A 20,857-nucleotide genomic window follows, 5' to 3' on the forward strand; every position below is an offset into this window, starting at 1 on the left:
CTTCTTCAACTCTGCTCTAGTCAATGTCAATGTCTCCTGTCCCATAGTGACATTATCTCAGAACAGTTACAGGGTGACATTATCACAGCACAACGACATCGGATAGTAAATTTTGTTGACTTCAAATATTGGATATGTTATCATAGTAAAATGTCAGTATTAGGATGAGCAGGTTGTCTTTAGTTTGGTAAAATGTCAAGTCTTTTTTTCATTATATATGAATAAAATTTTAATCGTTAAAGTATAATGATTAAATTTTCGGTAAATCATCTTGTTATATGCAGATTGATGATTCGACAAATTGAGTATGATTTCCGCATGAAACTCGATCATTTTTGCAAAAGGGCAGTGATTTTCTGAATGAATCGATTCAATATACCGTGTATATGAAATGCTTCCTGTGAAAGGTGACCCGACCGGTCTGGAGAATGCGTCTTGTTATTGTTAAGACATCCTTGATCGGTTTTGTTGCCTGAACAAGCTGTCGGAATTTTGACAGTGCTTCGGCAGGGGCTTTCTTCTTTTTTGTATATAGGGAAGTATGTTGAACTAAGGGGTGAGTTGAAGTTGGCAGGTCATCTTGTACAGTATGGTCGACGTCAGCGCAGAAGCTATGCACGGATTAATGAGGTGCTGGAGGTTCCGAATCTGATCGAAATCCAGCAGAAATCCTATCAATGGTTTCTGGATCAAGGGTTGCGTGAAATGTTTCAGGAAATCTCGCCGATTCAGGATTTTACGGGAAATTTGACCCTGGAATTCATTGATTACAGTTTGGGCGAACCCAAGTATTCCGTAGATGAATCCAAAGAGCGTGATGTTACGTTCGCGGCTCCTCTTCGTGTAAAGGTGCGTTTGATTAACAAGGAAACGGGAGAGGTCAAAGAACAAGAGGTTTTCATGGGGGACTTCCCGTTGATGACCGACACAGGCACATTTATCATCAACGGAGCCGAACGTGTCATTGTCAGTCAGCTGGTCCGTTCTCCGAGCGTATATTTCAGCAGCAAAGTGGACAAAAACGGTAAAAATACGTTTACGGCCACGGTTATTCCGAATCGGGGAGCATGGCTGGAGCTCGAAACGGACGCTAAAGACATTATCTACGTGCGTATTGACCGGACGCGAAAAATCCCTGTTACTGTTCTTCTGAGAGCCTTGGGATTTGGTACCGATGATGAAATTCTCAACTTACTCGGCGAGGATGAATATCTTCGCAATACACTTGAAAAAGACAATACCGACTCGGTTGAAAAAGCATTGATTGAAATATATGAACGCTTGCGTCCCGGTGAACCGCCGACACTGGAGAATGCCAAGAACCTGCTTGTCGCGCGCTTTTTTGATCCGAAGCGCTATGACCTCGCCAATGTCGGTCGCTATAAGATCAACAAAAAGCTGCACATTAAAAACCGGCTGTTCAACCAACGGCTGGCTGAAACTCTGGTAGATCACGAAACGGGAGAAATTGTCGCGGAAGCCGGACAATTGATTGATCGCCGAATCTTGGACCAGATTATTCCTGTTCTAGAAAAAACCGTCGGTTTCAAGGAATACAAAGTGTTCAACGGGGTGCTGGATGAACAGTTGATTCCGCTGCAACGGATTAACGTTTTTTCGCCGATTGAAGACGGCAAAGTCGTCGGGGTTATTTCCAATGGGATGATTGATAAGGGTGTCAAGCATATCACTCCTGCTGATATTATTGCCTCGATCAGCTATTTTATCAATTTGCTTCATGGAATCGGAAACACCGATGATATCGACCATCTCGGCAATCGCCGTTTGCGTTCCGTTGGCGAACTTCTGCAAAACCAGTTTCGCATCGGTCTTTCAAGAATGGAACGCGTCGTGCGTGAGCGCATGTCCATCCAAGATGCGAACGTTATTACGCCGCAGGCGTTAATCAATATTCGCCCGGTTATCGCGGCGATCAAGGAGTTCTTTGGCAGCTCGCAGCTGTCGCAATTTATGGATCAAACGAATCCGCTTGCCGAATTGACGCACAAACGCCGTCTTTCCGCATTGGGACCGGGCGGTCTGACAAGGGAAAGAGCAGGCTTTGAGGTGCGCGACGTACACCATTCGCACTACGGCCGTATGTGCCCCATTGAGACGCCTGAAGGACCCAACATCGGCTTGATCAACTCGCTGTCTACGTTTGCCCGGATTAACGAGTACGGATTTATTGAGACTCCGTATCGTTGGGTGGATCCGAATACCGGCGTTGTGACGGAGAAGATCAGTTATATTACCGCCGATGAAGAGGATAATTATGTAATCGCCCAGGCGAATGCACAGCTTGATGAAGAGGGCAAATTCGCCAATGAAACGGTTATCGTTCGGTATAAAGAAGATATTTTGACGGTTCCGCGCGAACGCGTCGACTTCATGGACGTCTCGCCGAAACAGGTTGTCTCCGTGGCGACGGCATTGATTCCGTTCCTGGAGAATGACGACTCGAACCGCGCTTTGATGGGTTCGAACATGCAGCGCCAGGCGGTTCCGCTGCTTGTGCCGAAATCGCCGCTTGTCGGAACGGGGATGGAGCATAAATCCGCTAAAGATTCCGGAGTTTGTGTCGTTTCCAAATACGACGGGGTGGTCGAACGGGTAAGCGCCAACGAAATTACGATTCGCCGTCAGGAAATGGTGGATGGCAAGCTGGTAACAGGAGATTTGGTGAAGCACAAGCTTTATAAATTCCTGAGATCCAACCAAGGGACCTGCATCAACCAACGTCCGCTTGTCCGCAAAGGCGACTTCGTAAAAAAAGGCGATATCCTCGGCGATGGCCCATCGACTGAACAGGGAGAATTGGCTCTGGGACGCAACGTTGTCGTGGCGTTTATGACATGGGAAGGTTATAACTACGAAGATGCCATACTGCTTAGCGAGAAGTTGGTGAAGGAGGATGTTTTCACCTCCATTCACATTGAGGAATATGAGTCTGAAGCCCGCGATACGAAACTTGGACCGGAGGAAATTACCCGCGATATTCCGAACGTCGGGGAAGATGCTCTGAAAAATCTTGATGAACGCGGCATTATCCGCGTGGGTGCGGAAATCAGCGCGGGAGATATTCTGGTCGGCAAGGTGACGCCAAAGGGTGTGACCGAGCTGACAGCGGAGGAGCGTTTGCTCCACGCCATCTTCGGCGAAAAAGCCCGCGAAGTCCGCGACACCTCCTTGAGGGTTCCTCACGGTACGGACGGGATCGTTGTCGACGTCAAGGTATTTACCCGCGAGAACGGCGATGAATTGCCGCCGGGCGTGAATCAATTGGTAAGAGCCTATATCGCCCAAAAACGGAAAATCTCCGAAGGTGATAAGATGGCCGGACGCCATGGCAACAAAGGGGTCATCGCCCGTATTTTGCCGGAAGAGGATATGCCGTTTTTGCCGGATGGAACGCCTGTACAGGTTGTGCTGAACCCGCTTGGGGTTCCGTCGCGGATGAACATCGGCCAGGTGCTGGAGGTTCATCTTGGGATGGCTGCGATGCAGCTTGGCATTCATGTATCAACTCCTGTATTTGACGGGGCGCGTGAAAATGACGTCTTCGATACCATGGAAGAAGCCGGCATGCAGCGAAACGGCAAAACGCGTTTGTATGACGGAAGAACCGGTGAGCCGTTTGAAAGAGAAGTCACAGTCGGAGTCATGTACATGATCAAACTGGCGCACATGGTTGACGATAAAATCCATGCCCGTTCCACCGGTCCGTACTCCCTCGTCACACAGCAGCCGCTTGGCGGCAAAGCCCAGTTCGGGGGACAGCGTTTCGGGGAAATGGAGGTTTGGGCTTTGGAAGCCTATGGTGCTGCCTATACGCTTCAGGAAATATTGACCGTCAAATCCGATGATGTGGTCGGAAGGGTAAAAACATACGAGGCGATCGTCAAAGGCGAGAATGTGCCTGAACCCGGAGTTCCCGAATCGTTCAAGGTGTTAATCAAGGAACTGCAGAGCTTGGGTATGGATGTGAAAATTCTTACCGAGGATGAGGAAGAAATCATCATGAAGGAAATTGACGAAGATGATGAAGGTAGCGGTGATAAGCTCAATTTGAATCTCGAAGGGGTAGAGGTTGGCGTTGAATAACCCTGCCGCTTGGGAATGAAGCATTGCCTGTCGCGGATGAATTTGCACAAGCTTTCAGTGTTTAGTTCCATAAGAAATTCTTGAGGAGGGTTGCTCCTTGATGGACGTCAACAACTTTGAATTTATGAAAATCGGGCTGGCTTCTCCCGACAAAATCCGTTCCTGGTCCAGGGGAGAAGTCAAAAAACCGGAAACCATCAACTATCGTACGCTCAAGCCTGAAAAGGAAGGGCTGTTCTGCGAGAAAATTTTCGGTCCTACCAAGGATTGGGAGTGCCATTGCGGCAAGTATAAGCGTGTCCGTTACAAAGGGGTCGTGTGCGATCGCTGCGGCGTAGAAGTTACGCGGGCCAAAGTCCGCCGCGAACGAATGGGACATATTGAATTGGCGGCGCCGGTATCCCATATCTGGTATTTCAAAGGGATCCCCAGCCGGATGGGCTTGGCGTTGGATATGTCGCCGAGATCGCTGGAGGAGATTATCTATTTCGCTTCCTATGTAGTAACCGATCCGGGCGAAACTCCGCTTGAGAAAAAGCAGCTGCTTTCCGAAAAGGAATACAGAAGCTACCGCGAAAAGTACGGTTACGGATTTCAAGCCGGCATGGGAGCGGAAGCTGTCAAAAAACTGCTTCAAGACCTTGATGTCAATGCGGAGTTGGCCGTTCTTCGAGAGGAATTGAAAACCGCGCAGGGCCAAAGGAGAAACCGCGCCATCAAACGTCTTGAGGTGCTTGAGGCATTTCGCTCATCGGGCAACAATCCGGAATGGATGGTGCTGGATGTTCTTCCTGTCATTCCGCCGGAGCTTAGACCGATGGTGCAACTGGACGGCGGCCGTTTTGCCACTTCCGACCTGAACGATTTGTACCGTCGCGTGATTAACCGCAACAACCGTCTGAAGCGCCTGTTGGATTTGGGGGCGCCCGATATCATTGTACAGAACGAAAAGCGGATGCTGCAGGAAGCGGTTGACGCCTTGATTGATAACGGCCGCCGCGGACGTCCAGTGACCGGACCCGGCAACAGGCCGTTGAAATCGCTCAGCCATATGCTGAAAGGAAAACAGGGCCGGTTCCGTCAGAATCTGCTGGGCAAACGCGTCGACTACTCGGGACGCTCCGTTATCGTGGTCGGGCCGAGTCTTAAGATGTACCAATGCGGTTTGCCGAAAGAAATGGCATTGGAGTTGTTTAAGCCGTTCGTAATGAAAGAGCTGGTCAACAAAGGTCTGGCCCATAACATTAAAAGCGCCAAACGGAAGGTTGAAAAAGTCAGCCCCGAGGTCTGGGATGTTTTGGAGGAAGTGATCAAAGAGCATCCGGTTCTTTTGAACCGTGCTCCTACGCTGCACAGGCTCGGCATCCAAGCTTTTGAACCGATTCTTGTTGAAGGCCGTGCCATCAAATTGCATCCGCTCGTATGTACCGCATACAATGCCGACTTTGACGGCGACCAGATGGCCGTGCACGTTCCTTTATCCGCTGAAGCGCAGGCGGAGGCCAGGATTCTGATGCTCGCTTCCGGAAATATTTTGAACCCGAAAGACGGAAAGCCGGTCGTTACGCCTTCCCAGGATATGGTCTTGGGGACGTACTACTTAACGCTCGATAATCATGATTCGGTGGGCTCCGGAACGATTTTCAGAACAGTGAATGAAGCGATCTCCTCCTACCAATCGGGGAACGTATCGCTCCATGCACGGGTGGCGATTCCGGTTAAGGCGTTGAATAAAAAGTCTTTTACGCAGAAACAGCAGGATGCTTTTCTCGTGACGACCGTCGGAAAAATTATTTTTAATGAAATTTTTCCGGATGACTTTCCATTCATTAATGAGCCGACCCGGGAAAACTTGCTGAACGGAACGCCTGACAGGTATTTCATTTTTGACAAAGGCATAAACGTTCGGGAAGCGATCATGAACACTCCCGATAAGGGAGCCGTCGGCAAAGAATATCTGGGCTCGATTATCGCGGAATGCTTCCGTCGTTACCATACTACGAAGACTTCCGTAATTCTGGACAATATCAAATCGCTCGGATTCACTTATTCGACCAAAGCCGGTATTACAATTGCCGTATCCGATGTCGTGGTGCCGCAGGAGAAAGAACAACTGCTGCGGGATTCCGAAGATAAGGTCAAGGTGGTGCAGAATCAATACCGCAGAGGATTGATTACAAACGAGGAGCGGTATGACCGGGTTATCAGCATTTGGGATAAAATGAAGAGCGATATCACCGATATCCTGATGAAATCGCTGGATAAATACAATTCCATCAATCTGATGGTGGAGTCGAAAGCGCGGGGCAACAAATCGCAAATTACCCAGCTTGGCGGAATGCGCGGTCTGATGGCCAATCCGTCGGGTAGAATCATCGAGGTGCCGATCAAATCGAATTTCCGTGAAGGATTGACGGTTTTGGAATACTTCACCTCGACGCATGGAGCGAGGAAAGGTCTGGCGGATACGGCGTTAAGGACCGCGGACTCGGGTTACTTGACGCGGCGTTTGGTCGACGTTGCCCAGGATGTGATTGTTCGCGAGGATGACTGCGGAACGGACAAAGGCTTTATGGTCAGCAAAATCCATGACGGCAAAGAGGTCATTGAGGATCTGTACGACCGTATTGACGGCAGATATTCCTTCGAAACGATCCGACATCCCGAAACAAAGGAAATTATCGTCAACCGCAATGAGCTGATTGATGCGTCGAAAGCGATTGAGATCATTTCCGCAGGCATTGAGAAAGTTCAGATCCGTTCGGTGCTTAGCTGCAGGACCCGGCATGGCGTTTGTAAAATATGCTACGGACGAAACCTGGCAACCGGTAAGCATGTGGAAATCGGGGAAGCAGTCGGGATTATCGCGGCCCAATCGATCGGTGAGCCGGGTACCCAGCTGACAATGCGGACCTTCCATACGGGCGGGGTTGCAGGAGATGATATCACGCAAGGCCTTCCGCGGATTCAGGAGCTGTTCGAAGCAAGGAATCCGAAAGGTCAGGCGATCATATCGGAAATCGACGGCGTGATCAAAGATATTCGCGATGCGAAAGACCGTCGGGAAATCGAGGTTGAAGGCGAAGCCGAAACGAAGGTTTATCAGGTAACCTACGGTTCGCGCATCAGAGTATCCGTCGGCCAACAAGTCGAAGCTGGAGACGAGATTACTGAAGGATCCATAGATCCGAAGGATATGCTTAGAATTAAAGGGATCCGGGGAGTACAGAATTACATTCTCCAGGAAGTTCAACGCGTTTATCGCAACCAAGGCGTTGAGATCAACGACAAGCATATTGAGGTCATGATCCGTCAGATGCTGAGGAAAATCCGCGTCGTTGATGCCGGAGACACGAATTTGCTCCCCGGCTCGTTCGTTGACATTCATGAATATGAAGAGGCCAACAGGGAAGTTCTCTTATCCGGAGCAATGCCTGCGGTTGCCCGCCCGATTTTGCTCGGTATTACCAAAGCTTCACTGGAAACCGATTCGTTCCTGTCCGCCGCTTCGTTCCAGGAAACGACCCGCGTGCTGACTGATGCGGCGATCAAAGGAAAGGTCGATCAGCTGCTCGGTCTCAAGGAAAACGTCATTATCGGTAAGCTGATTCCTGCCGGAACGGGAATGACCCGTTATCGCGGAATCCGGATGCTGGAGGACGGCGAACCGGAAAATTTGGAAGAAGAGCTCAAGGAAGCTGTTTCGGTAGAGTAGATTTCCAACGTCAAATTGGATGCATTTTGCGAAAAATTTAATTGCGAGGCAGTTGTCGGAATCAATGCAGGGCAGCAAAAATTGCCCTGCAGATGGTTCTTGACACCAAACACGCGAAATGCTACTATATCGTAGTGTGCCAAAAAAACGTGCCGAAAAAAACACCCATCTGCTTTGGAGGATGTTGTTCTTGTCTAACGAAAAAGTATTACGGGATGGTAAAGTGATAATAGGCACTAAACAAACTACGAAAGTTATTGAACAAGGCAAGGCTGCTGAAGTATATGTTGCAAAGGACGCAGATCCCAGAATCACCTTAAAAATCGTCAACCTATGCAAGAAGATGGGAGTTAAGGTTGTTTACGTCGACACCATGAAGCAACTCGGCAAAGCCTGCGGGATTGAAGTGGGTGCTGCGATGGCAGCCATTGTAAATGAATGACTATCCTGAAGAATTCGCATCAGCTTAAATCACCATTCAACGTGAATTGTTCAGGGACGTTTCAGCTTGTCATTTTCATCACCTGTTGGTGCCATGAAAATGGCATGAGACGTCTAATAATGTTTTTGTTGTGGGCAGTGATCCTCCCGGGGGACCCCAAACAAAAACTTTTCGTTTGTTTACTTATGAACCGCCTGGATCTGTGGTCATGTAATACACTGCTTTGCATTAAGGAAAGTATGGGAAGGGGGTGTCGAAATGCCGACAATTAACCAATTGGTGAGAAAAGGACGCAAGGCCAAAGTCGTCAAATCCAAATCGCCTGCATTGCAAAGGGGTTACAATGCTATGAAGCGTGAGGAAACCGACCTGAGCGCGCCGCAAAAACGCGGGGTTTGCACTCGTGTGGGAACGATGACGCCGAAGAAACCGAACTCTGCACTTCGTAAATATGCGCGTGTTCGTTTGACCAACCGTGTTGAGGTTACCGCTTATATTCCTGGTATCGGACATAACCTCCAAGAGCACAGTGTCGTTCTGATTCGCGGCGGCAGGGTTAAGGATTTGCCGGGTGTTCGTTATCATATTATCCGGGGTGCGTTGGATACCGCTGGCGTGAACAACCGCAAGCAAGCCAGGTCGAAATACGGTACGAAACGTGCGAAAGCTAAAAAATAATGGAACGAATAAAATTAGATTACACTTGAAAGGGGGATAACAATGCCTCGTAAAGGACCTGTACCCCGCCGAGATGTGTTGCCTGATCCGATTTACAACAGCAAATTGGTTACGCGCTTAATCAACCGCATCATGCTCGACGGTAAAAAGGGAGTCGCCCAAAAAATATTGTACGATGCGTTCGACGTTATCCGCGATCGCACGGGTAAAGACCCGATGGAAGTATTTGAACAGGCGATCAAGAACATCATGCCCGTGCTGGAAGTCAAAGCCCGCCGTGTCGGCGGCGCCAACTATCAGGTTCCGGTTGAAGTTAAGCCGGAAAGAAGAACTTCGCTGGGACTTCGCTGGCTCGTAAATTACTCGCGCAATCGCGGAGAAAATACCATGCAGGAGCGTCTGGCGGCGGAAATCATTGATGCCAGCAATAACACTGGAGCTTCCGTGAAGAAACGTGAGGATACGCACAAGATGGCGGAAGCCAACAAAGCGTTTGCTCATTACCGCTGGTAATCTGGAAGTCATCAAGTTAGACAGTCATCAGGTTAAATAGAAAGGAGACAAAACCATGCCTAGAGCGTTCTCCTTGGAAAAAACACGTAATATTGGGATTATGGCTCATATTGACGCGGGCAAAACCACGACGACGGAACGCGTATTGTTCTATACCGGTCGTACCCATAAAATCGGGGAAGTCCATGAAGGGGCTGCCACGATGGACTGGATGGAGCAAGAGCAAGAGCGCGGCATTACGATTACCTCAGCCGCAACGACCGCGCAGTGGAAAGATCATCGCATCAATATTATCGATACCCCTGGACACGTGGATTTTACGGTGGAAGTCGAACGTTCACTTCGCGTATTGGATGGAGCGGTTGGCGTTTTCTGTGCCAAAGGCGGCGTCGAGCCTCAATCGGAAACCGTATGGCGTCAAGCTGACCGTTATCATGTACCAAGGATTGCCTATGTCAATAAAATGGACATCATTGGTGCCGATTTTGAAGGTGCGGTGCAGCAAATGCGCGAAAGACTGCGTGCCAATGCAGTTCCGATTCAATTGCCGATAGGTTCGGAAAACGATTTTATTGGCATTATCGATCTCATTGAGAACCAAGCATATATGTATAAGGATGACCTTGGAAAAGAGATCGAAGTGACTGAAATTCCGGCCGATTATAAAGAGAAAGCAGAAACATTCCGCCAAGAAATGATCGAAAAGATCGTGGAATTGGATGAAGAATTAATGATGAAATACCTGGAGGGAGAAGAAATCTCCATTGAGGAATTGAAAAGGGCGCTTCGCAAAGGAACGGTTGAAGTTAAAATCACACCGGTTCTGTGCGGCTCTTCTTACAAAAACAAGGGTGTACAAAAAATGCTCGATGCGGTTATCGATTACCTACCGGCTCCGACGGATGTTCCCGATATCAAGGGGGTTTTGGAGGACGGCACGGAAGTCAGCCGCAAATCTTCGGACAGCGAACCGTTCTCGGCTTTGGCGTTCAAGATTATGAGCGACCCGTATGTAGGTAAACTTACGTTCTTCCGCGTTTATTCCGGTACGCTTTCCTCGGGTTCGTATGTGTTGAACTCAACCAAGGGCAAGCGGGAAAGAATCGGACGTATTCTGATGATGCACGCCAATCACCGCGAAGAGATCGAAATGGTCTATGCGGGAGATATCGCTGCAGCCGTCGGATTGAAGGATACGACGACGGGGGATACGCTGTGCGACGAGAAGAACAAGGTTATTCTCGAATCCATGGAGTTCCCGGATCCGGTTATCTCCGTGGCCATCGAGCCGAAAACGAAAGCGGATCAGGACAAAATGGGCCTTGCATTGTCCAGGCTCGCTGAAGAAGATCCGACCTTCCGTACCAAAACCGATGAAGAAACCGGCCAAACGATTATTTCCGGTATGGGCGAACTGCACTTGGAAATTATCGTAGACCGTATGCAGCGCGAGTTTAAAGTGGAAGCGAATGTCGGCAAACCTCAAGTTGCTTACCGCGAAACCTTCCGCGCACCGGCAAAAGTCGAAGGAAAATTCGTTCGCCAATCCGGTGGCCGCGGTCAATACGGTCACGTATGGATCGAATTCGAGCCCTTGGAGCCGGGTAAAGGATTCGTGTTCGAGAACAAAATTGTCGGCGGCGTCGTGCCGCGGGAATATGTACCGGCCGTTCAAGCAGGTATTGAAGAATCGATGAAGAACGGTGTTCTTGCCGGCTTCCCGTTAGTGGATGTTCTGGCGAGACTGGTAGACGGTTCTTACCATGACGTCGACTCCAGTGAAATGGCGTTCAAAATTGCCGGATCGATGGCGTTGAAAGCAGCGAAGGATAAATGTAAGCCGGTTATTCTTGAGCCGATCATGAAAGTTGAAGTGACGGTTCCCGAAGAATATATGGGAGATGTCATGGGTGACCTGAACTCCCGCCGCGGACGCATTGAAGGAATGGATTCTCGCGCAGGCGCTCAAATCATTCGGGCGAAAGTGCCGCTTTCCGAAATGTTCGGTTACTCTACGACGCTGCGTTCAAGAACGCAAGGTCGCGGTACGTATTCGATGGAAATTTCTCATTATGAGGAAGTTCCGAAATCCATTTCGGAAGAGATCGTTGCCAAAAGTAAAGGTGCATCTTGATTCACATACAATTTCAAGTATTCTAATTAAAATCAGCTTAAGGAGGATTTGTTTACAATGGCAAAAGCAAAATTCGAACGCACCAAACCGCACGTTAACATTGGTACCATCGGTCACGTCGACCACGGCAAAACCACTCTGACTGCAGCCATCACGGCAGTTCTGTCGAAAAAATACGGAGGTAGCGCCATCGCTTTCGATCAAATCGACAAAGCTCCGGAAGAGCGCGAACGCGGAATCACGATTTCTACGGCACACGTAGAATATGAAACGGGAAACCGCCACTATGCACACGTTGACTGCCCGGGCCACGCCGACTATGTTAAAAACATGATTACCGGCGCTGCACAAATGGACGGTGCGATTCTGGTTGTATCCGCAGCTGACGGTCCGATGCCGCAAACTCGAGAGCACATTCTTCTGTCCCGCCAGGTTGGCGTTCCTTACATCGTTGTATTCCTGAACAAATGCGACATGGTAGAAGACGAAGAACTGCTTGAACTGGTTGAAATGGAAGTTCGCGACCTGCTGAACGAATATGAATTCCCTGGAGACGACACTCCGATCATCCGCGGTTCCGCTCGTGAAGCGTTGCAGAATCCGGAAGGAGAATGGGCTCAAAAAATCATCGAGCTGTTCGAAGCGATCGACTCCTACATCCCGACTCCGGAACGTGAAGTTGACAAACCGTTCCTTATGCCGGTGGAAGATGTATTCACGATTACAGGACGCGGTACGGTTGCTACCGGTCGTGTAGAGCGCGGGGTTGTCAAAGTGGGCGACGAAGTCGAGATCATTGGTATTCATGAGGAAACCAAGAAGACCGTTGTTACCGGCGTAGAAATGTTCAGAAAATTGCTCGATCAAGCACAAGCCGGAGACAATATCGGCGCACTGCTTCGCGGTGTGGATCGCAAAGATATCGAGCGCGGCCAAGTATTGGCTAAACCCGGTTCCGTTAAACCGCACACTCATTTTGAAGCTCAAGTTTATGTGCTGACCAAAGAAGAAGGTGGACGCCATAAGCCGTTCTTTTCCGGATACCGTCCGCAATTCTACTTCCGTACAACTGACGTTACCGGAGTAATCACGCTTCCTGAAGGTACGGAAATGGTTATGCCTGGCGATAACATTACCATGAAGGTAGAACTGATCAATCCGATCGCTATCGAAGAAGGTACGCGTTTCGCTATTCGCGAAGGCGGACGTACAGTCGGCGCAGGCGCTGTTTCAACAATTATCAAGTAATTGGCAGCCAGTTCTTAAAGTTCAAGGTAAAATCCCTCATCTTATATAGATGAGGGATTTTTATTCAAAATCAAAATATTTTCTTGCATTTGCCCCGTATCTTTTATATAATAGTGAACGTTGGTCTGTGACGAAGCAATGATGCGAGAGGTTGCTGACACACCCGGCCCCTTTGCCATGGGAGGGCGTCAGGAGATTTTCGCGGAGCAAGTCCGATTATAAATTGGGCGATAAAGGGAGGGAACACAATGGCAAAGCAAAAAATCCGTATTCGTTTGAAGGCGTACGATCACAGAATTCTTGATCAATCCGCAGAGAAGATTGTGGAAACGGCAAAGCGTTCCGGTGCGAATGTATCAGGACCGATTCCGCTGCCTACTGAAAAGCAAATCATCACCATTCTTCGAGCGGTTCACAAGTACAAGGATTCCAGGGAGCAATTCGAAATGCGTACTCATAAGCGTTTGATCGATATTGTCAACCCAACTCCGCAAACCGTGGATGCATTGATGCGTTTGGATCTGCCGTCCGGAGTGGATATTGAAATCAAGCTGTAAGCGTACGGAGAGTTTGAAAGATCTCATAGATGAAAACGAGCTGAAAGGAAATGAGGTGTCAACATGAAAGGTATCTTAGGTAAAAAGCTGGGGATGACCCAGGTCTTTACGGCCGAGGGCAACGTCATTCCGGTAACTGTTATTCAGGCCGGTCCGTGCGTGGTTCTGCAGAAAAAAGAGCTGGAAAACGACGGATATGAAGCGATTCAAATCGGATTTGAAGACAAGAAGGAAAAAAGATCGATCAAGCCTGAGTTGGGCCATGCGAAAAAAGCGGGCACAACACCTAAGCGCTACGTACGGGAATTTCGCGGAGTCAATCTGGCGGATTACGAGGTAGGGCAAGTGATCGCAGCCGACATTTTCTCTGAAGGCGAACATGTTGATGTAACAGGAACGTCGAAGGGTAAAGGCTTTCAAGGCAATATCAAAAGACATGGACAGAGCAGAGGGCCGATGGCTCACGGTTCCCACTATCACCGTGGACCCGGATCGATGGGTTCCATCGCAGCCAACCGTGTGTTTAAAGGCAAGGCGCTCCCTGGACATATGGGAAGCGAGACCGTAACGCTCCGCAATTTGGAAGTCGTGAAGGTTGATGCGGAACGCAACGTGCTGTTGGTGAAAGGATCCATTCCCGGACCCCGCAACAGCTATGTCAAAATAAAATTGACAACGAAAAAGTAATCGTGAGGAAAGGAGGAAGTTGAATGCCGAAAGTATCGATGTATGACATGAACGGAAATCAAGTTGGTGAATTGGAATTGCCGGAAGCCGTATTCGGAATCGAACCGAATGCGCACGTGCTTCATGAGGCGGTGCTCATGCAGCAGGCTTCGCTTCGGCGCGGTACGCATAAGACCAAAGGCCGTTCGGAAGTAAGCGGTGGCGGTCGCAAGCCTTGGAAACAAAAAGGTACAGGTCGTGCCCGTCAAGGCAGCATCAGGGCGCCCCAATGGAAAGGCGGCGGTATTGTTTTTGGACCGACTCCCAGATCGTATGCATACAAGCTGCCGAAAAAAGTCCGCAGATTGGCAATAAAGTCAGCATTGTCATCAAAGGTTAAGGATAATGAAATCATTGTTTTGGATCAATTGATGATGAATCAGCCGAAGACCAAAGATTTTGCCAATATGCTGAAAAACTTGAAGGTTGATCGCAAGGCGCTTGTCGTATCGGCCGAATATGATGATAATTTGGCATTGTCGGCACGCAACATTCCCGGCATCAAATTTGTAGCCGCTGAAGGCATTAACGTGCTGGATGTCATGGTGCATGATAAGTTGATCATCACCAAAGACGCTGTGGAGAAAGTTGAGGAGGTATTTGCGAAATGAAGGATCCTCGCGACATTATCAAACGCCCGGTCATCACGGAACGCACAAGCGATTTGATGTCGAATCTCACTTATGTCTTTGAAGTGGATAAACGTGCGAACAAAACGGAAATCAAGCAGGCAATCGAACAAATTTTCAAGGTCAAGGTGATAAAGGTCAACACGGCGATTATGCCGAAGAAGCCGAAAAATTACGGGCGCCATTCGGGCTATACCTCGGAATGGAAAAAAGCGTTCGTTACGCTGAGCCAAGACAGCAAACCGCTGGAATTCTTTGAAACGGTCTAAAGCAAGCAATTTGTAAAGTAAGGAGGGTATAAAAGTGCCGATTAAAAAATACAAACCGACTTCGCCTGGAAGAAGGCAGATGAGTGTTTCCACCTTCGAAGAAATCACGGCGACGCAACCGGAGAAATCGCTGCTTGCGCCGCTGTACAAAAAAGCAGGACGCAATAATCAAGGGAAAATTACGGTTCGTCATCAAGGCGGCGGGCACAAACGCAAATACCGGATTATTGATTTTAAACGCACGAAAGATGGAATACAAGGGCGCGTTGCTTCGATCGAATACGATCCTAACCGGACGGCCAATATTGCGTTGATTCATTATGTTGACGGAGAAAAAAGTTATATCCTCGCTCCAAAAGGTTTGAAAGTTGGGGATATGATCGTTTCCGGAGCTGATGCCGACATTAAAATCGGCAATGCGCTGCCGCTCGAGAACATCCCTGTGGGTACGGTTATCCACAACATTGAATTGAAGCCGGGCAAAGGCGGTCAATTGGTGCGTGCGGCCGGAACGGAAGCGCAATTGCTCGGTAAAGAGGAAGTTTACGTGACTGTTCGTTTGTCTTCCGGCGAAATGCGCAAAATTCTCAAATCCTGCAGAGCAACCATAGGTTCAGTGGGCAATGAAGACCATGAACTGATCAATATCGGTAAAGCGGGACGTTCCCGTTGGTTAGGCAAAAGACCTGCCGTTCGCGGTTCCGTCATGAACCCGGTAGACCATCCTCACGGTGGTGGCGAAGGCCGCTCTCCGATCGGACGCAAATCTCCGATGTCGCCTTGGGGCAAACCGACGCTCGGTCACAAAACCCGCAAAAAAGGCAAGGCATCCAACAAGTATATTGTTCGCGGCCGTTCCTAATTGCTGGGCGGCTGGAATGGGAAGGTTTAAGGATATTGGTTGAAGGGAGGATTATAGATGGGACGCAGTTTGAAAAAAGGGCCGTTTTGTGACGGTCATCTGATGAAAAAAGTGGAAGAGCTGAATGAGGCGAACAAGAAGTCGGTGATCAAAACCTGGTCGCGTCGATCGACCATTTTCCCCCAATTCATCGGACATACGTTTGCAGTGTATGACGGTCGCAAACACGTGCCGGTTTATGTAACGGAAGACATGGTGGGTCATAAACTGGGTGAATTTGCACCGACCCGGACATATAAAGGACATACCGACGACGATCGGAAAACGGGTAGAAGGTAAGCCTGCTTCCGAAAAGCTAATTAATGTGTTCGAGAGGAGGTGCTTTAATGCAAGCCAAAGCCGTAGCAAAATATGTTCGGATTGCTCCCCGCAAAGCCAGATTGGTGGTTGATCTGATTCGCGGCAAGGAAGTTGGCGAGGCAATCGCAATCTTGCGCCATACGCCGAAAGCGGCTTCCCCGATCCTTGAAAAATTGTTGAATTCGGCGATCGCAAATGCTGAACACAATTATTCTTTGGACCCGAACAGCTTGAAAATCAGTGAAGTTTACGTTGACCAAGGACCAACCATCAAAAGGTTCCGTCCGCGCGCCATGGGACGTGCAAGTCGTATCAATAAACGTACGAGTCACATCACCTTGGTGGTATCTGAAAAATAAGGAGGGATAATGAATGGGTCAAAAGGTTAACCCAGTTGGCATGAGAATTGGAATCATTCGGGATTGGGAATCCAAATGGTACGCTGATAAAGACTTCGGCGATCTGCTTTTGGAGGACGTCAAAATCCGCGAATATCTGAAGAATAAGCTGAAGGATTCGGCTGTATCACATATTGAAATCGAACGTGCGGCCAACCGCGTGAATGTAACGATCCATACCGCCAAACCTGGAATGGTGATCGGAAAAGGCGGTACGGAAGTAGAGAACATCCGCAATCAAATTGCCAAAATGACCAATAAAAAAGTGCATATCAACATTGCCGAAATCAAAAATCCGGATCTCGATGCGATTCTCGTGGCAGAAAGCATTGCACAGCAGTTGGAGCGCCGCGTTTCTTTCCGCAGAGCGATGAAGCAGGCCATTCAAAGATCCCAGCGTGCAGGCGCCAAAGGAATCAAAACTATGGTTAGCGGGCGTTTGGGCGGCGCGGAAATTGCCCGCAGTGAAGGCTACAGCGAAGGTACGGTTCCGCTTCACACGCTGCGCGCTGATATTGATTACGGTACGGCCGAAGCTCATACGACTTATGGCCGCATCGGTGTAAAAGTATGGATTTACCGCGGCGAGGTTCTGCCTACCAAAAAGAAGGCTGCTGAGGAAGGAGGGAACTGATCATGTTAATGCCAAAACGCGTTAAGCACCGTAAAGAACAACGCGGCAATATGAAGGGACGTGCCAAAGGCGGCACCGAAATTGCATTCGGCGAATACGGCCTGCAGGCGCTTGAACCGGCTTGGATCACCAACCGTCAGATTGAAGCGGCGCGGATTGCAATGACCCGTTACATCAAGCGGGGCGGTAAAGTATGGATCAAAATCTTCCCTTCCAAGCCGATCACGCAAAAACCTCTCGAGGTTCGGATGGGTAGCGGTAAAGGTAACGTGGAAAAGTGGGTTGCAGTTGTCAAACCGGGAAAAATCATGTTCGAATTGGCAGGCGTGTCGGAAGAAATCGCTCGTGAAGCGATGCGTCTTGCGTCACATAAACTGCCGATCAAAACGAAATTTGTGAAAAGAGAAGAATTGGGCGGTGAAGCTAATGAAAGCTAATGACCTTCGCAACCTGACGACTGTTGAAATTGAGCAAAAAATCGCCGGTTTTAAAGAAGAATTATTCAACCTCCGTTTTCAACTGGCAACGGGTCAATTGGATAACCCGACCAAGATTCGCGAGGTGCGCAGGGATATAGCCCGTGCCAAAACGGTTTTGCGCGAAAGAGAATTGGGAATCGGTTAGTTCAATAGGACATGCTGAAAATCTAGAGAGGAGGGTAACACATGAGTGAACGCAACAATCGCAGGGAGCAAGTCGGTAAAGTGGTCAGCGATAAAATGGAAAAAACCATCGTGGTAGCGGTGGAAACCTATAAAAAGCATTCCTTGTACCACAAACGCATCAAATATACCAAGAAATTCAAGGTTCATGACGAAAACAACGAGGCTAAAATCGGCGATACGGTAAGAATCATGGAAACCCGTCCGCTTTCCAAGGATAAGCGTTGGAGACTGGTCGAAATCGTTGAAAAAGCGGTCATTGTATAAGCTTCGGAATGTCTTGTTCGTTATGAAAATCGGAAGGAGGGAACTTGAATGATTCAACCTTTTACACGTTTGAAATCAGCGGATAATTCCGGGGCCAAGGAATTGATGTGCATTCGCGTGCTGGGCGGTACCGGACGGCGAGTCGGAAAAATCGGCGATATGATTATCTGTTCCGTCAAACAAGCAACACCCGGTGGGGTTGTCAAAAAAGGCGATGTCGTTAAAGCGGTGATCGTGCGCACCAAGCGCAGCGTACGCCGCAAAGACGGTTCCTACATCAGCTTTGACGAGAATGCTGCGGTGATTGTAAAGGACGACAAAAGTCCGCGCGGCACACGTATTTTCGGCCCTGTGGCGCGTGAGCTGAGGGAAAAAGACTTCATGAAAATCGTGTCGCTGGCGCCGGAAGTTATCTGATCACGGCTTTTCGCTCAGTAAGCAATTAGGAGGTGGAATGAATCATGGCCAGGGTGAAAAAACGACTTGTATCCCACAACAATAAATTGCACGTCAAAAAGGACGATACGGTTATCGTCATCAGCGGTAAGGACAAAGGCAAAAAAGGTCGCGTAATTGCGGCATTTCCTCGTGAAAACCGAGTGCTAGTGGAAGGGGTCAACATGATCAAAAAGCATGCGAAGCCTTCCCAGCAAAACCCGCAGGGCGGAATCTTGAACCAGGAAGCGCCGATCCATGTGTCCAATGTTATGCCGGTTGATCCCAAATCGGGTAAACCCACACGTGTAGGGTACAAAGTGTTGGACAATGGAAATAAGGTGAGAGTGGCAAAAAGATCCGGGGAAGTTTTGGACTAACGGATTCAGTTCGGAAAGGAGGCAAATGAAGAATGGCTGCTAGATTAAAGGAACGGTTTCATAATGATGTTACCCCTCAATTGATGCAAAAGTTTAATTATACGACCGTTATGCAGGTGCCTAAAATAGAAAAAGTCGTTATTAATATGGGGGTCGGCGAAGCGGTTTCCAATTCTAAGATATTGGACAGCGCGGTAAGTGAGCTCCAAGCGATTGCCGGTCAAAAACCGGTCGTAACCAAAGCAAAAAAATCGATTGCCGGATTCAAACTCCGTGAAGGCATGCCGATCGGGGTGAAAGTAACGCTTCGCGGCGACCGGATGTATTATTTCCTTGACAAATTGTTTAACGTGGCTTTGCCTCGTGTGCGTGATTTCCGCGGAGTGTCGACCAAAGCTTTTGACGGCCGCGGCAACTACACGCTCGGTTTGAAGGAACAGTTGATTTTTCCGGAAATTGAGTATGATAAAATTGATAAAACCCGCGGAATGGATATTGTCATCGTAACGACAGCCCGAACGGACGAAGAAGCCCGCGAATTGCTCGATCAATTAGGCATGCCGTTTGCCAAGTGATGTGCAAAGCACCGGTTTGCCGTAAATAATGGAGGTGTAAACATTCAGTGGCAAAAACTTCGATGAAAATCAAGCAACAGCGCAAAGCGAAATTTCAAGTGCGCGAATATACACGATGCGAACGCTGCGGCCGGCCGCATTCCGTTTTGCGCAAGTTCAAAATCTGCAGAATTTGTTTTCGGGAGCTGGCATACAAAGGTCAGATTCCTGGCGTAAAAAAAGCAAGCTGGTAAATCACCCCACTGCGGGAAGGAGGTTCGCACTATGGTAATGTCAGATCCGATTGCCGATATGCTGACACGCATCCGTAACGCCAATACCGTTCGTCATGAAATGGTTGAAGTGCCGGCATCCAAAACGAAAAGGGAAATTGCCGGAATTCTGAAGCGTGAAGGTTTTATCCGCGACGCTGAATATATCGAAGACAACAAACAGGGGATTATTCGAATCTTCTTGAAATACGGTCCCAATAACGAACGGGTTATCACAGGCCTGAAAAGAATCAGCAAACCCGGCCTTCGCGTATACACGAAGTCTACGGAAGTACCGAGGGTGCTTGGAGGATTGGGGATTGCCATCATCTCCACATCCAAGGGCGTAATGACAGATAAAGAAGCGCGTCAAGCGAAGTCAGGCGGAGAAGTTATCTGCTACGTTTGGTAAGCGCGAATTCACACGAATGGAGGTGTAACAATGTCTCGTATCGGTCGCAAACCCATCACTGTACCGGAAGGTGTCAGTGTAGATATTAATCAACAACAGGTTACGGTTAAAGGTCCGAAAGGATCTTTGTCCCGTGAAATTCATAGAGATATGAAAGTTGTAGTGGACGGTAATGTGATTACCATTGAACGTCCTTCGGATCAAAAATTGCATCGTTCGCTGCATGGAACAACCCGAAGCGTAATTGCCAACATGGTTTCCGGAGTCACAGAAGGTTTTACGAAAAGCCTGGAGTTGGTGGGCGTCGGTTATCGTGCCAATAAGAGCGGGAACAAGGTTGTATTAAACGTAGGTTATTCCCATCCGGTGGATATCGAGCCTGAAGAAGGCATTGAATTTGAAGTTCCGGCTGCAACCAAAATCATCGTCAAGGGCATTGATAAAGAGCGTGTTGGTGCCGTTGCCGCAAAAATCAGATCTGTTCGTTTGCCTGAGCCGTATAAAGGCAAAGGAATCAAGTACGAAAACGAACGGATTCTTCGCAAAGAAGGTAAAGCAGGTAAAAAGAAATAATACGGATAACGCTGCGTAAGATCAGTTGATTGG

Annotated in this window: 24 protein-coding genes; all 24 read left to right on the forward strand. The window is 48.7% G+C overall.

What is annotated here, in order from left to right; translation table 11 throughout:
* The first annotated feature begins 567 nt into the window (after nt 1–567).
* The 24 genes from rpoB (at nt 568) to rplF (ending at nt 20,824) form a co-directional block, all read left to right on the forward strand.
* Nucleotides 568–4,104 carry a DNA-directed RNA polymerase subunit beta gene (gene rpoB, locus VF724_RS17675; RefSeq protein ID WP_371755565.1) on the forward strand — a complete coding sequence of 1,179 codons (3,537 nt, stop codon included), beginning with the start codon at nt 568–570 and terminating at the stop codon, nt 4,102–4,104.
* Nucleotides 4,105–4,201: 97 nt separating this feature from the next.
* Nucleotides 4,202–7,819: a DNA-directed RNA polymerase subunit beta' gene (gene rpoC, locus VF724_RS17680; protein WP_371755566.1), complete on the forward strand. Its 3,618-nt coding sequence runs from the start codon at nt 4,202–4,204 to the stop codon at nt 7,817–7,819.
* 181 nt (nt 7,820–8,000) lie between these two features.
* Nucleotides 8,001–8,261, forward strand: coding sequence for a ribosomal L7Ae/L30e/S12e/Gadd45 family protein (locus VF724_RS17685; RefSeq protein WP_371755567.1), 261 nt, complete (start codon nt 8,001–8,003; stop codon nt 8,259–8,261).
* A 258-nt stretch (nt 8,262–8,519) separates the two neighbouring features.
* Nucleotides 8,520–8,939, forward strand: coding sequence for a 30S ribosomal protein S12 (rpsL, locus tag VF724_RS17690; protein WP_371755568.1), 420 nt, complete (start codon nt 8,520–8,522; stop codon nt 8,937–8,939).
* Nucleotides 8,940–8,981: 42 nt separating this feature from the next.
* Entirely contained in the window at nt 8,982–9,452 is a 471-nt protein-coding gene (gene rpsG, locus VF724_RS17695) for a 30S ribosomal protein S7 (RefSeq protein WP_371755569.1), read from the forward strand.
* Nucleotides 9,453–9,507: 55 nt separating this feature from the next.
* A complete protein-coding gene (gene fusA / locus VF724_RS17700) occupies nt 9,508–11,586 on the forward strand; it encodes an elongation factor G (protein WP_371755570.1) in 2,079 nt (692 codons plus the stop codon).
* A 57-nt stretch (nt 11,587–11,643) separates the two neighbouring features.
* A complete protein-coding gene (gene tuf / locus VF724_RS17705) occupies nt 11,644–12,834 on the forward strand; it encodes an elongation factor Tu (protein ID WP_371755610.1) in 1,191 nt (396 codons plus the stop codon).
* A gap of 248 nt (nt 12,835–13,082) precedes the next feature.
* Nucleotides 13,083–13,391, forward strand: a complete 309-nt coding sequence (gene rpsJ / locus VF724_RS17710; RefSeq protein WP_371755571.1) for a 30S ribosomal protein S10 — start codon at nt 13,083–13,085, stop codon at nt 13,389–13,391.
* A gap of 63 nt (nt 13,392–13,454) precedes the next feature.
* Complete coding sequence (gene rplC, locus VF724_RS17715) at nt 13,455–14,078, forward strand: 50S ribosomal protein L3 (RefSeq protein ID WP_371755572.1); 624 nt, start codon at nt 13,455–13,457, stop codon at nt 14,076–14,078.
* 23 nt (nt 14,079–14,101) lie between these two features.
* Complete coding sequence (gene rplD / locus VF724_RS17720) at nt 14,102–14,728, forward strand: 50S ribosomal protein L4 (protein WP_371755573.1); 627 nt, start codon at nt 14,102–14,104, stop codon at nt 14,726–14,728.
* A complete protein-coding gene (gene rplW, locus VF724_RS17725) occupies nt 14,725–15,015 on the forward strand; it encodes a 50S ribosomal protein L23 (protein ID WP_371755574.1) in 291 nt (96 codons plus the stop codon). Before rplD ends, rplW begins: the two co-directional genes overlap by 4 nt.
* 34 nt (nt 15,016–15,049) lie before the next feature.
* Nucleotides 15,050–15,877 carry a 50S ribosomal protein L2 gene (rplB, locus tag VF724_RS17730; RefSeq protein WP_371755575.1) on the forward strand — a complete coding sequence of 276 codons (828 nt, stop codon included), beginning with the start codon at nt 15,050–15,052 and terminating at the stop codon, nt 15,875–15,877.
* Nucleotides 15,878–15,934: 57 nt separating this feature from the next.
* On the forward strand, nt 15,935–16,216 hold the full coding sequence (gene rpsS / locus VF724_RS17735; protein WP_371755576.1) for a 30S ribosomal protein S19: 282 nt from the start codon (nt 15,935–15,937) through the stop codon (nt 16,214–16,216).
* Between the two features lie 47 nt (nt 16,217–16,263).
* On the forward strand, nt 16,264–16,596 hold the full coding sequence (gene rplV, locus VF724_RS17740) for a 50S ribosomal protein L22 (RefSeq protein WP_371755577.1): 333 nt from the start codon (nt 16,264–16,266) through the stop codon (nt 16,594–16,596).
* Nucleotides 16,597–16,609: 13 nt separating this feature from the next.
* The gene (gene rpsC / locus VF724_RS17745; protein ID WP_371755578.1) at nt 16,610–17,269 is read left to right on the forward strand and encodes a 30S ribosomal protein S3; all 660 of its coding nucleotides are present in this window, start codon (nt 16,610–16,612) and stop codon (nt 17,267–17,269) included.
* A 2-nt stretch (nt 17,270–17,271) separates the two neighbouring features.
* The gene (rplP, locus tag VF724_RS17750) at nt 17,272–17,706 is read left to right on the forward strand and encodes a 50S ribosomal protein L16 (RefSeq protein WP_371755579.1); all 435 of its coding nucleotides are present in this window, start codon (nt 17,272–17,274) and stop codon (nt 17,704–17,706) included.
* Complete coding sequence (rpmC, locus tag VF724_RS17755; protein WP_371755580.1) at nt 17,696–17,893, forward strand: 50S ribosomal protein L29; 198 nt, start codon at nt 17,696–17,698, stop codon at nt 17,891–17,893. Before rplP ends, rpmC begins: the two co-directional genes overlap by 11 nt.
* 41 nt (nt 17,894–17,934) lie before the next feature.
* Nucleotides 17,935–18,198, forward strand: coding sequence for a 30S ribosomal protein S17 (gene rpsQ / locus VF724_RS17760; RefSeq protein ID WP_371755581.1), 264 nt, complete (start codon nt 17,935–17,937; stop codon nt 18,196–18,198).
* 48 nt (nt 18,199–18,246) lie between these two features.
* Nucleotides 18,247–18,615, forward strand: a complete 369-nt coding sequence (gene rplN / locus VF724_RS17765) for a 50S ribosomal protein L14 (RefSeq protein ID WP_371755582.1) — start codon at nt 18,247–18,249, stop codon at nt 18,613–18,615.
* Nucleotides 18,616–18,659: 44 nt separating this feature from the next.
* On the forward strand, nt 18,660–19,013 hold the full coding sequence (gene rplX, locus VF724_RS17770) for a 50S ribosomal protein L24 (RefSeq protein ID WP_371755583.1): 354 nt from the start codon (nt 18,660–18,662) through the stop codon (nt 19,011–19,013).
* Nucleotides 19,014–19,045: 32 nt separating this feature from the next.
* Nucleotides 19,046–19,588 (forward strand): 50S ribosomal protein L5, encoded by a 543-nt coding sequence (gene rplE / locus VF724_RS17775; protein WP_371755584.1) that lies wholly within the window; start codon nt 19,046–19,048, stop codon nt 19,586–19,588.
* Between the two features lie 47 nt (nt 19,589–19,635).
* Nucleotides 19,636–19,821: a type Z 30S ribosomal protein S14 gene (locus VF724_RS17780; protein ID WP_371755585.1), complete on the forward strand. Its 186-nt coding sequence runs from the start codon at nt 19,636–19,638 to the stop codon at nt 19,819–19,821.
* Nucleotides 19,822–19,852: 31 nt separating this feature from the next.
* Nucleotides 19,853–20,251, forward strand: a complete 399-nt coding sequence (gene rpsH, locus VF724_RS17785; protein ID WP_371755586.1) for a 30S ribosomal protein S8 — start codon at nt 19,853–19,855, stop codon at nt 20,249–20,251.
* A gap of 30 nt (nt 20,252–20,281) precedes the next feature.
* Nucleotides 20,282–20,824 (forward strand): 50S ribosomal protein L6, encoded by a 543-nt coding sequence (rplF, locus tag VF724_RS17790; protein ID WP_371755587.1) that lies wholly within the window; start codon nt 20,282–20,284, stop codon nt 20,822–20,824.
* The last annotated feature ends 33 nt before the right edge of the window (nt 20,825–20,857 follow it).

Source organism: Ferviditalea candida, assembly GCF_035282765.1.
In the GTDB taxonomy this organism is placed as follows: domain Bacteria; phylum Bacillota; class Bacilli; order Paenibacillales; family KCTC-25726; genus Ferviditalea; species Ferviditalea candida.

Excerpts from the sequence above, each read along its gene's own strand:
- VF724_RS17685 (WP_371755567.1), top strand. The coding sequence starts at position 8,001 with ATGTTGTTCTTGTCTAACGAAAAAGTATTACGGGATGGTAAAGTGATA.
- rpsL (WP_371755568.1), top strand. The coding sequence starts at position 8,520 with ATGCCGACAATTAACCAATTGGTGAGAAAAGGACGCAAGGCCAAAGTC.
- rpsG (WP_371755569.1), top strand. The coding sequence starts at position 8,982 with ATGCCTCGTAAAGGACCTGTACCCCGCCGAGATGTGTTGCCTGATCCG.
- fusA (WP_371755570.1), top strand. The coding sequence starts at position 9,508 with ATGCCTAGAGCGTTCTCCTTGGAAAAAACACGTAATATTGGGATTATG.
- tuf (WP_371755610.1), top strand. The coding sequence starts at position 11,644 with ATGGCAAAAGCAAAATTCGAACGCACCAAACCGCACGTTAACATTGGT.
- rpsJ (WP_371755571.1), top strand. The coding sequence starts at position 13,083 with ATGGCAAAGCAAAAAATCCGTATTCGTTTGAAGGCGTACGATCACAGA.
- rplC (WP_371755572.1), top strand. The coding sequence starts at position 13,455 with ATGAAAGGTATCTTAGGTAAAAAGCTGGGGATGACCCAGGTCTTTACG.
- rplD (WP_371755573.1), top strand. The coding sequence starts at position 14,102 with ATGCCGAAAGTATCGATGTATGACATGAACGGAAATCAAGTTGGTGAA.
- rplW (WP_371755574.1), top strand. The coding sequence starts at position 14,725 with ATGAAGGATCCTCGCGACATTATCAAACGCCCGGTCATCACGGAACGC.
- rpsS (WP_371755576.1), top strand. The coding sequence starts at position 15,935 with ATGGGACGCAGTTTGAAAAAAGGGCCGTTTTGTGACGGTCATCTGATG.
- rplV (WP_371755577.1), top strand. The coding sequence starts at position 16,264 with ATGCAAGCCAAAGCCGTAGCAAAATATGTTCGGATTGCTCCCCGCAAA.
- rpsC (WP_371755578.1), top strand. The coding sequence starts at position 16,610 with ATGGGTCAAAAGGTTAACCCAGTTGGCATGAGAATTGGAATCATTCGG.
- rplP (WP_371755579.1), top strand. The coding sequence starts at position 17,272 with ATGTTAATGCCAAAACGCGTTAAGCACCGTAAAGAACAACGCGGCAAT.
- rpmC (WP_371755580.1), top strand. The coding sequence starts at position 17,696 with ATGAAAGCTAATGACCTTCGCAACCTGACGACTGTTGAAATTGAGCAA.
- rpsQ (WP_371755581.1), top strand. The coding sequence starts at position 17,935 with ATGAGTGAACGCAACAATCGCAGGGAGCAAGTCGGTAAAGTGGTCAGC.
- rplN (WP_371755582.1), top strand. The coding sequence starts at position 18,247 with ATGATTCAACCTTTTACACGTTTGAAATCAGCGGATAATTCCGGGGCC.
- rplX (WP_371755583.1), top strand. The coding sequence starts at position 18,660 with ATGGCCAGGGTGAAAAAACGACTTGTATCCCACAACAATAAATTGCAC.
- rplE (WP_371755584.1), top strand. The coding sequence starts at position 19,046 with ATGGCTGCTAGATTAAAGGAACGGTTTCATAATGATGTTACCCCTCAA.
- rpsH (WP_371755586.1), top strand. The coding sequence starts at position 19,853 with ATGGTAATGTCAGATCCGATTGCCGATATGCTGACACGCATCCGTAAC.
- rplF (WP_371755587.1), top strand. The coding sequence starts at position 20,282 with ATGTCTCGTATCGGTCGCAAACCCATCACTGTACCGGAAGGTGTCAGT.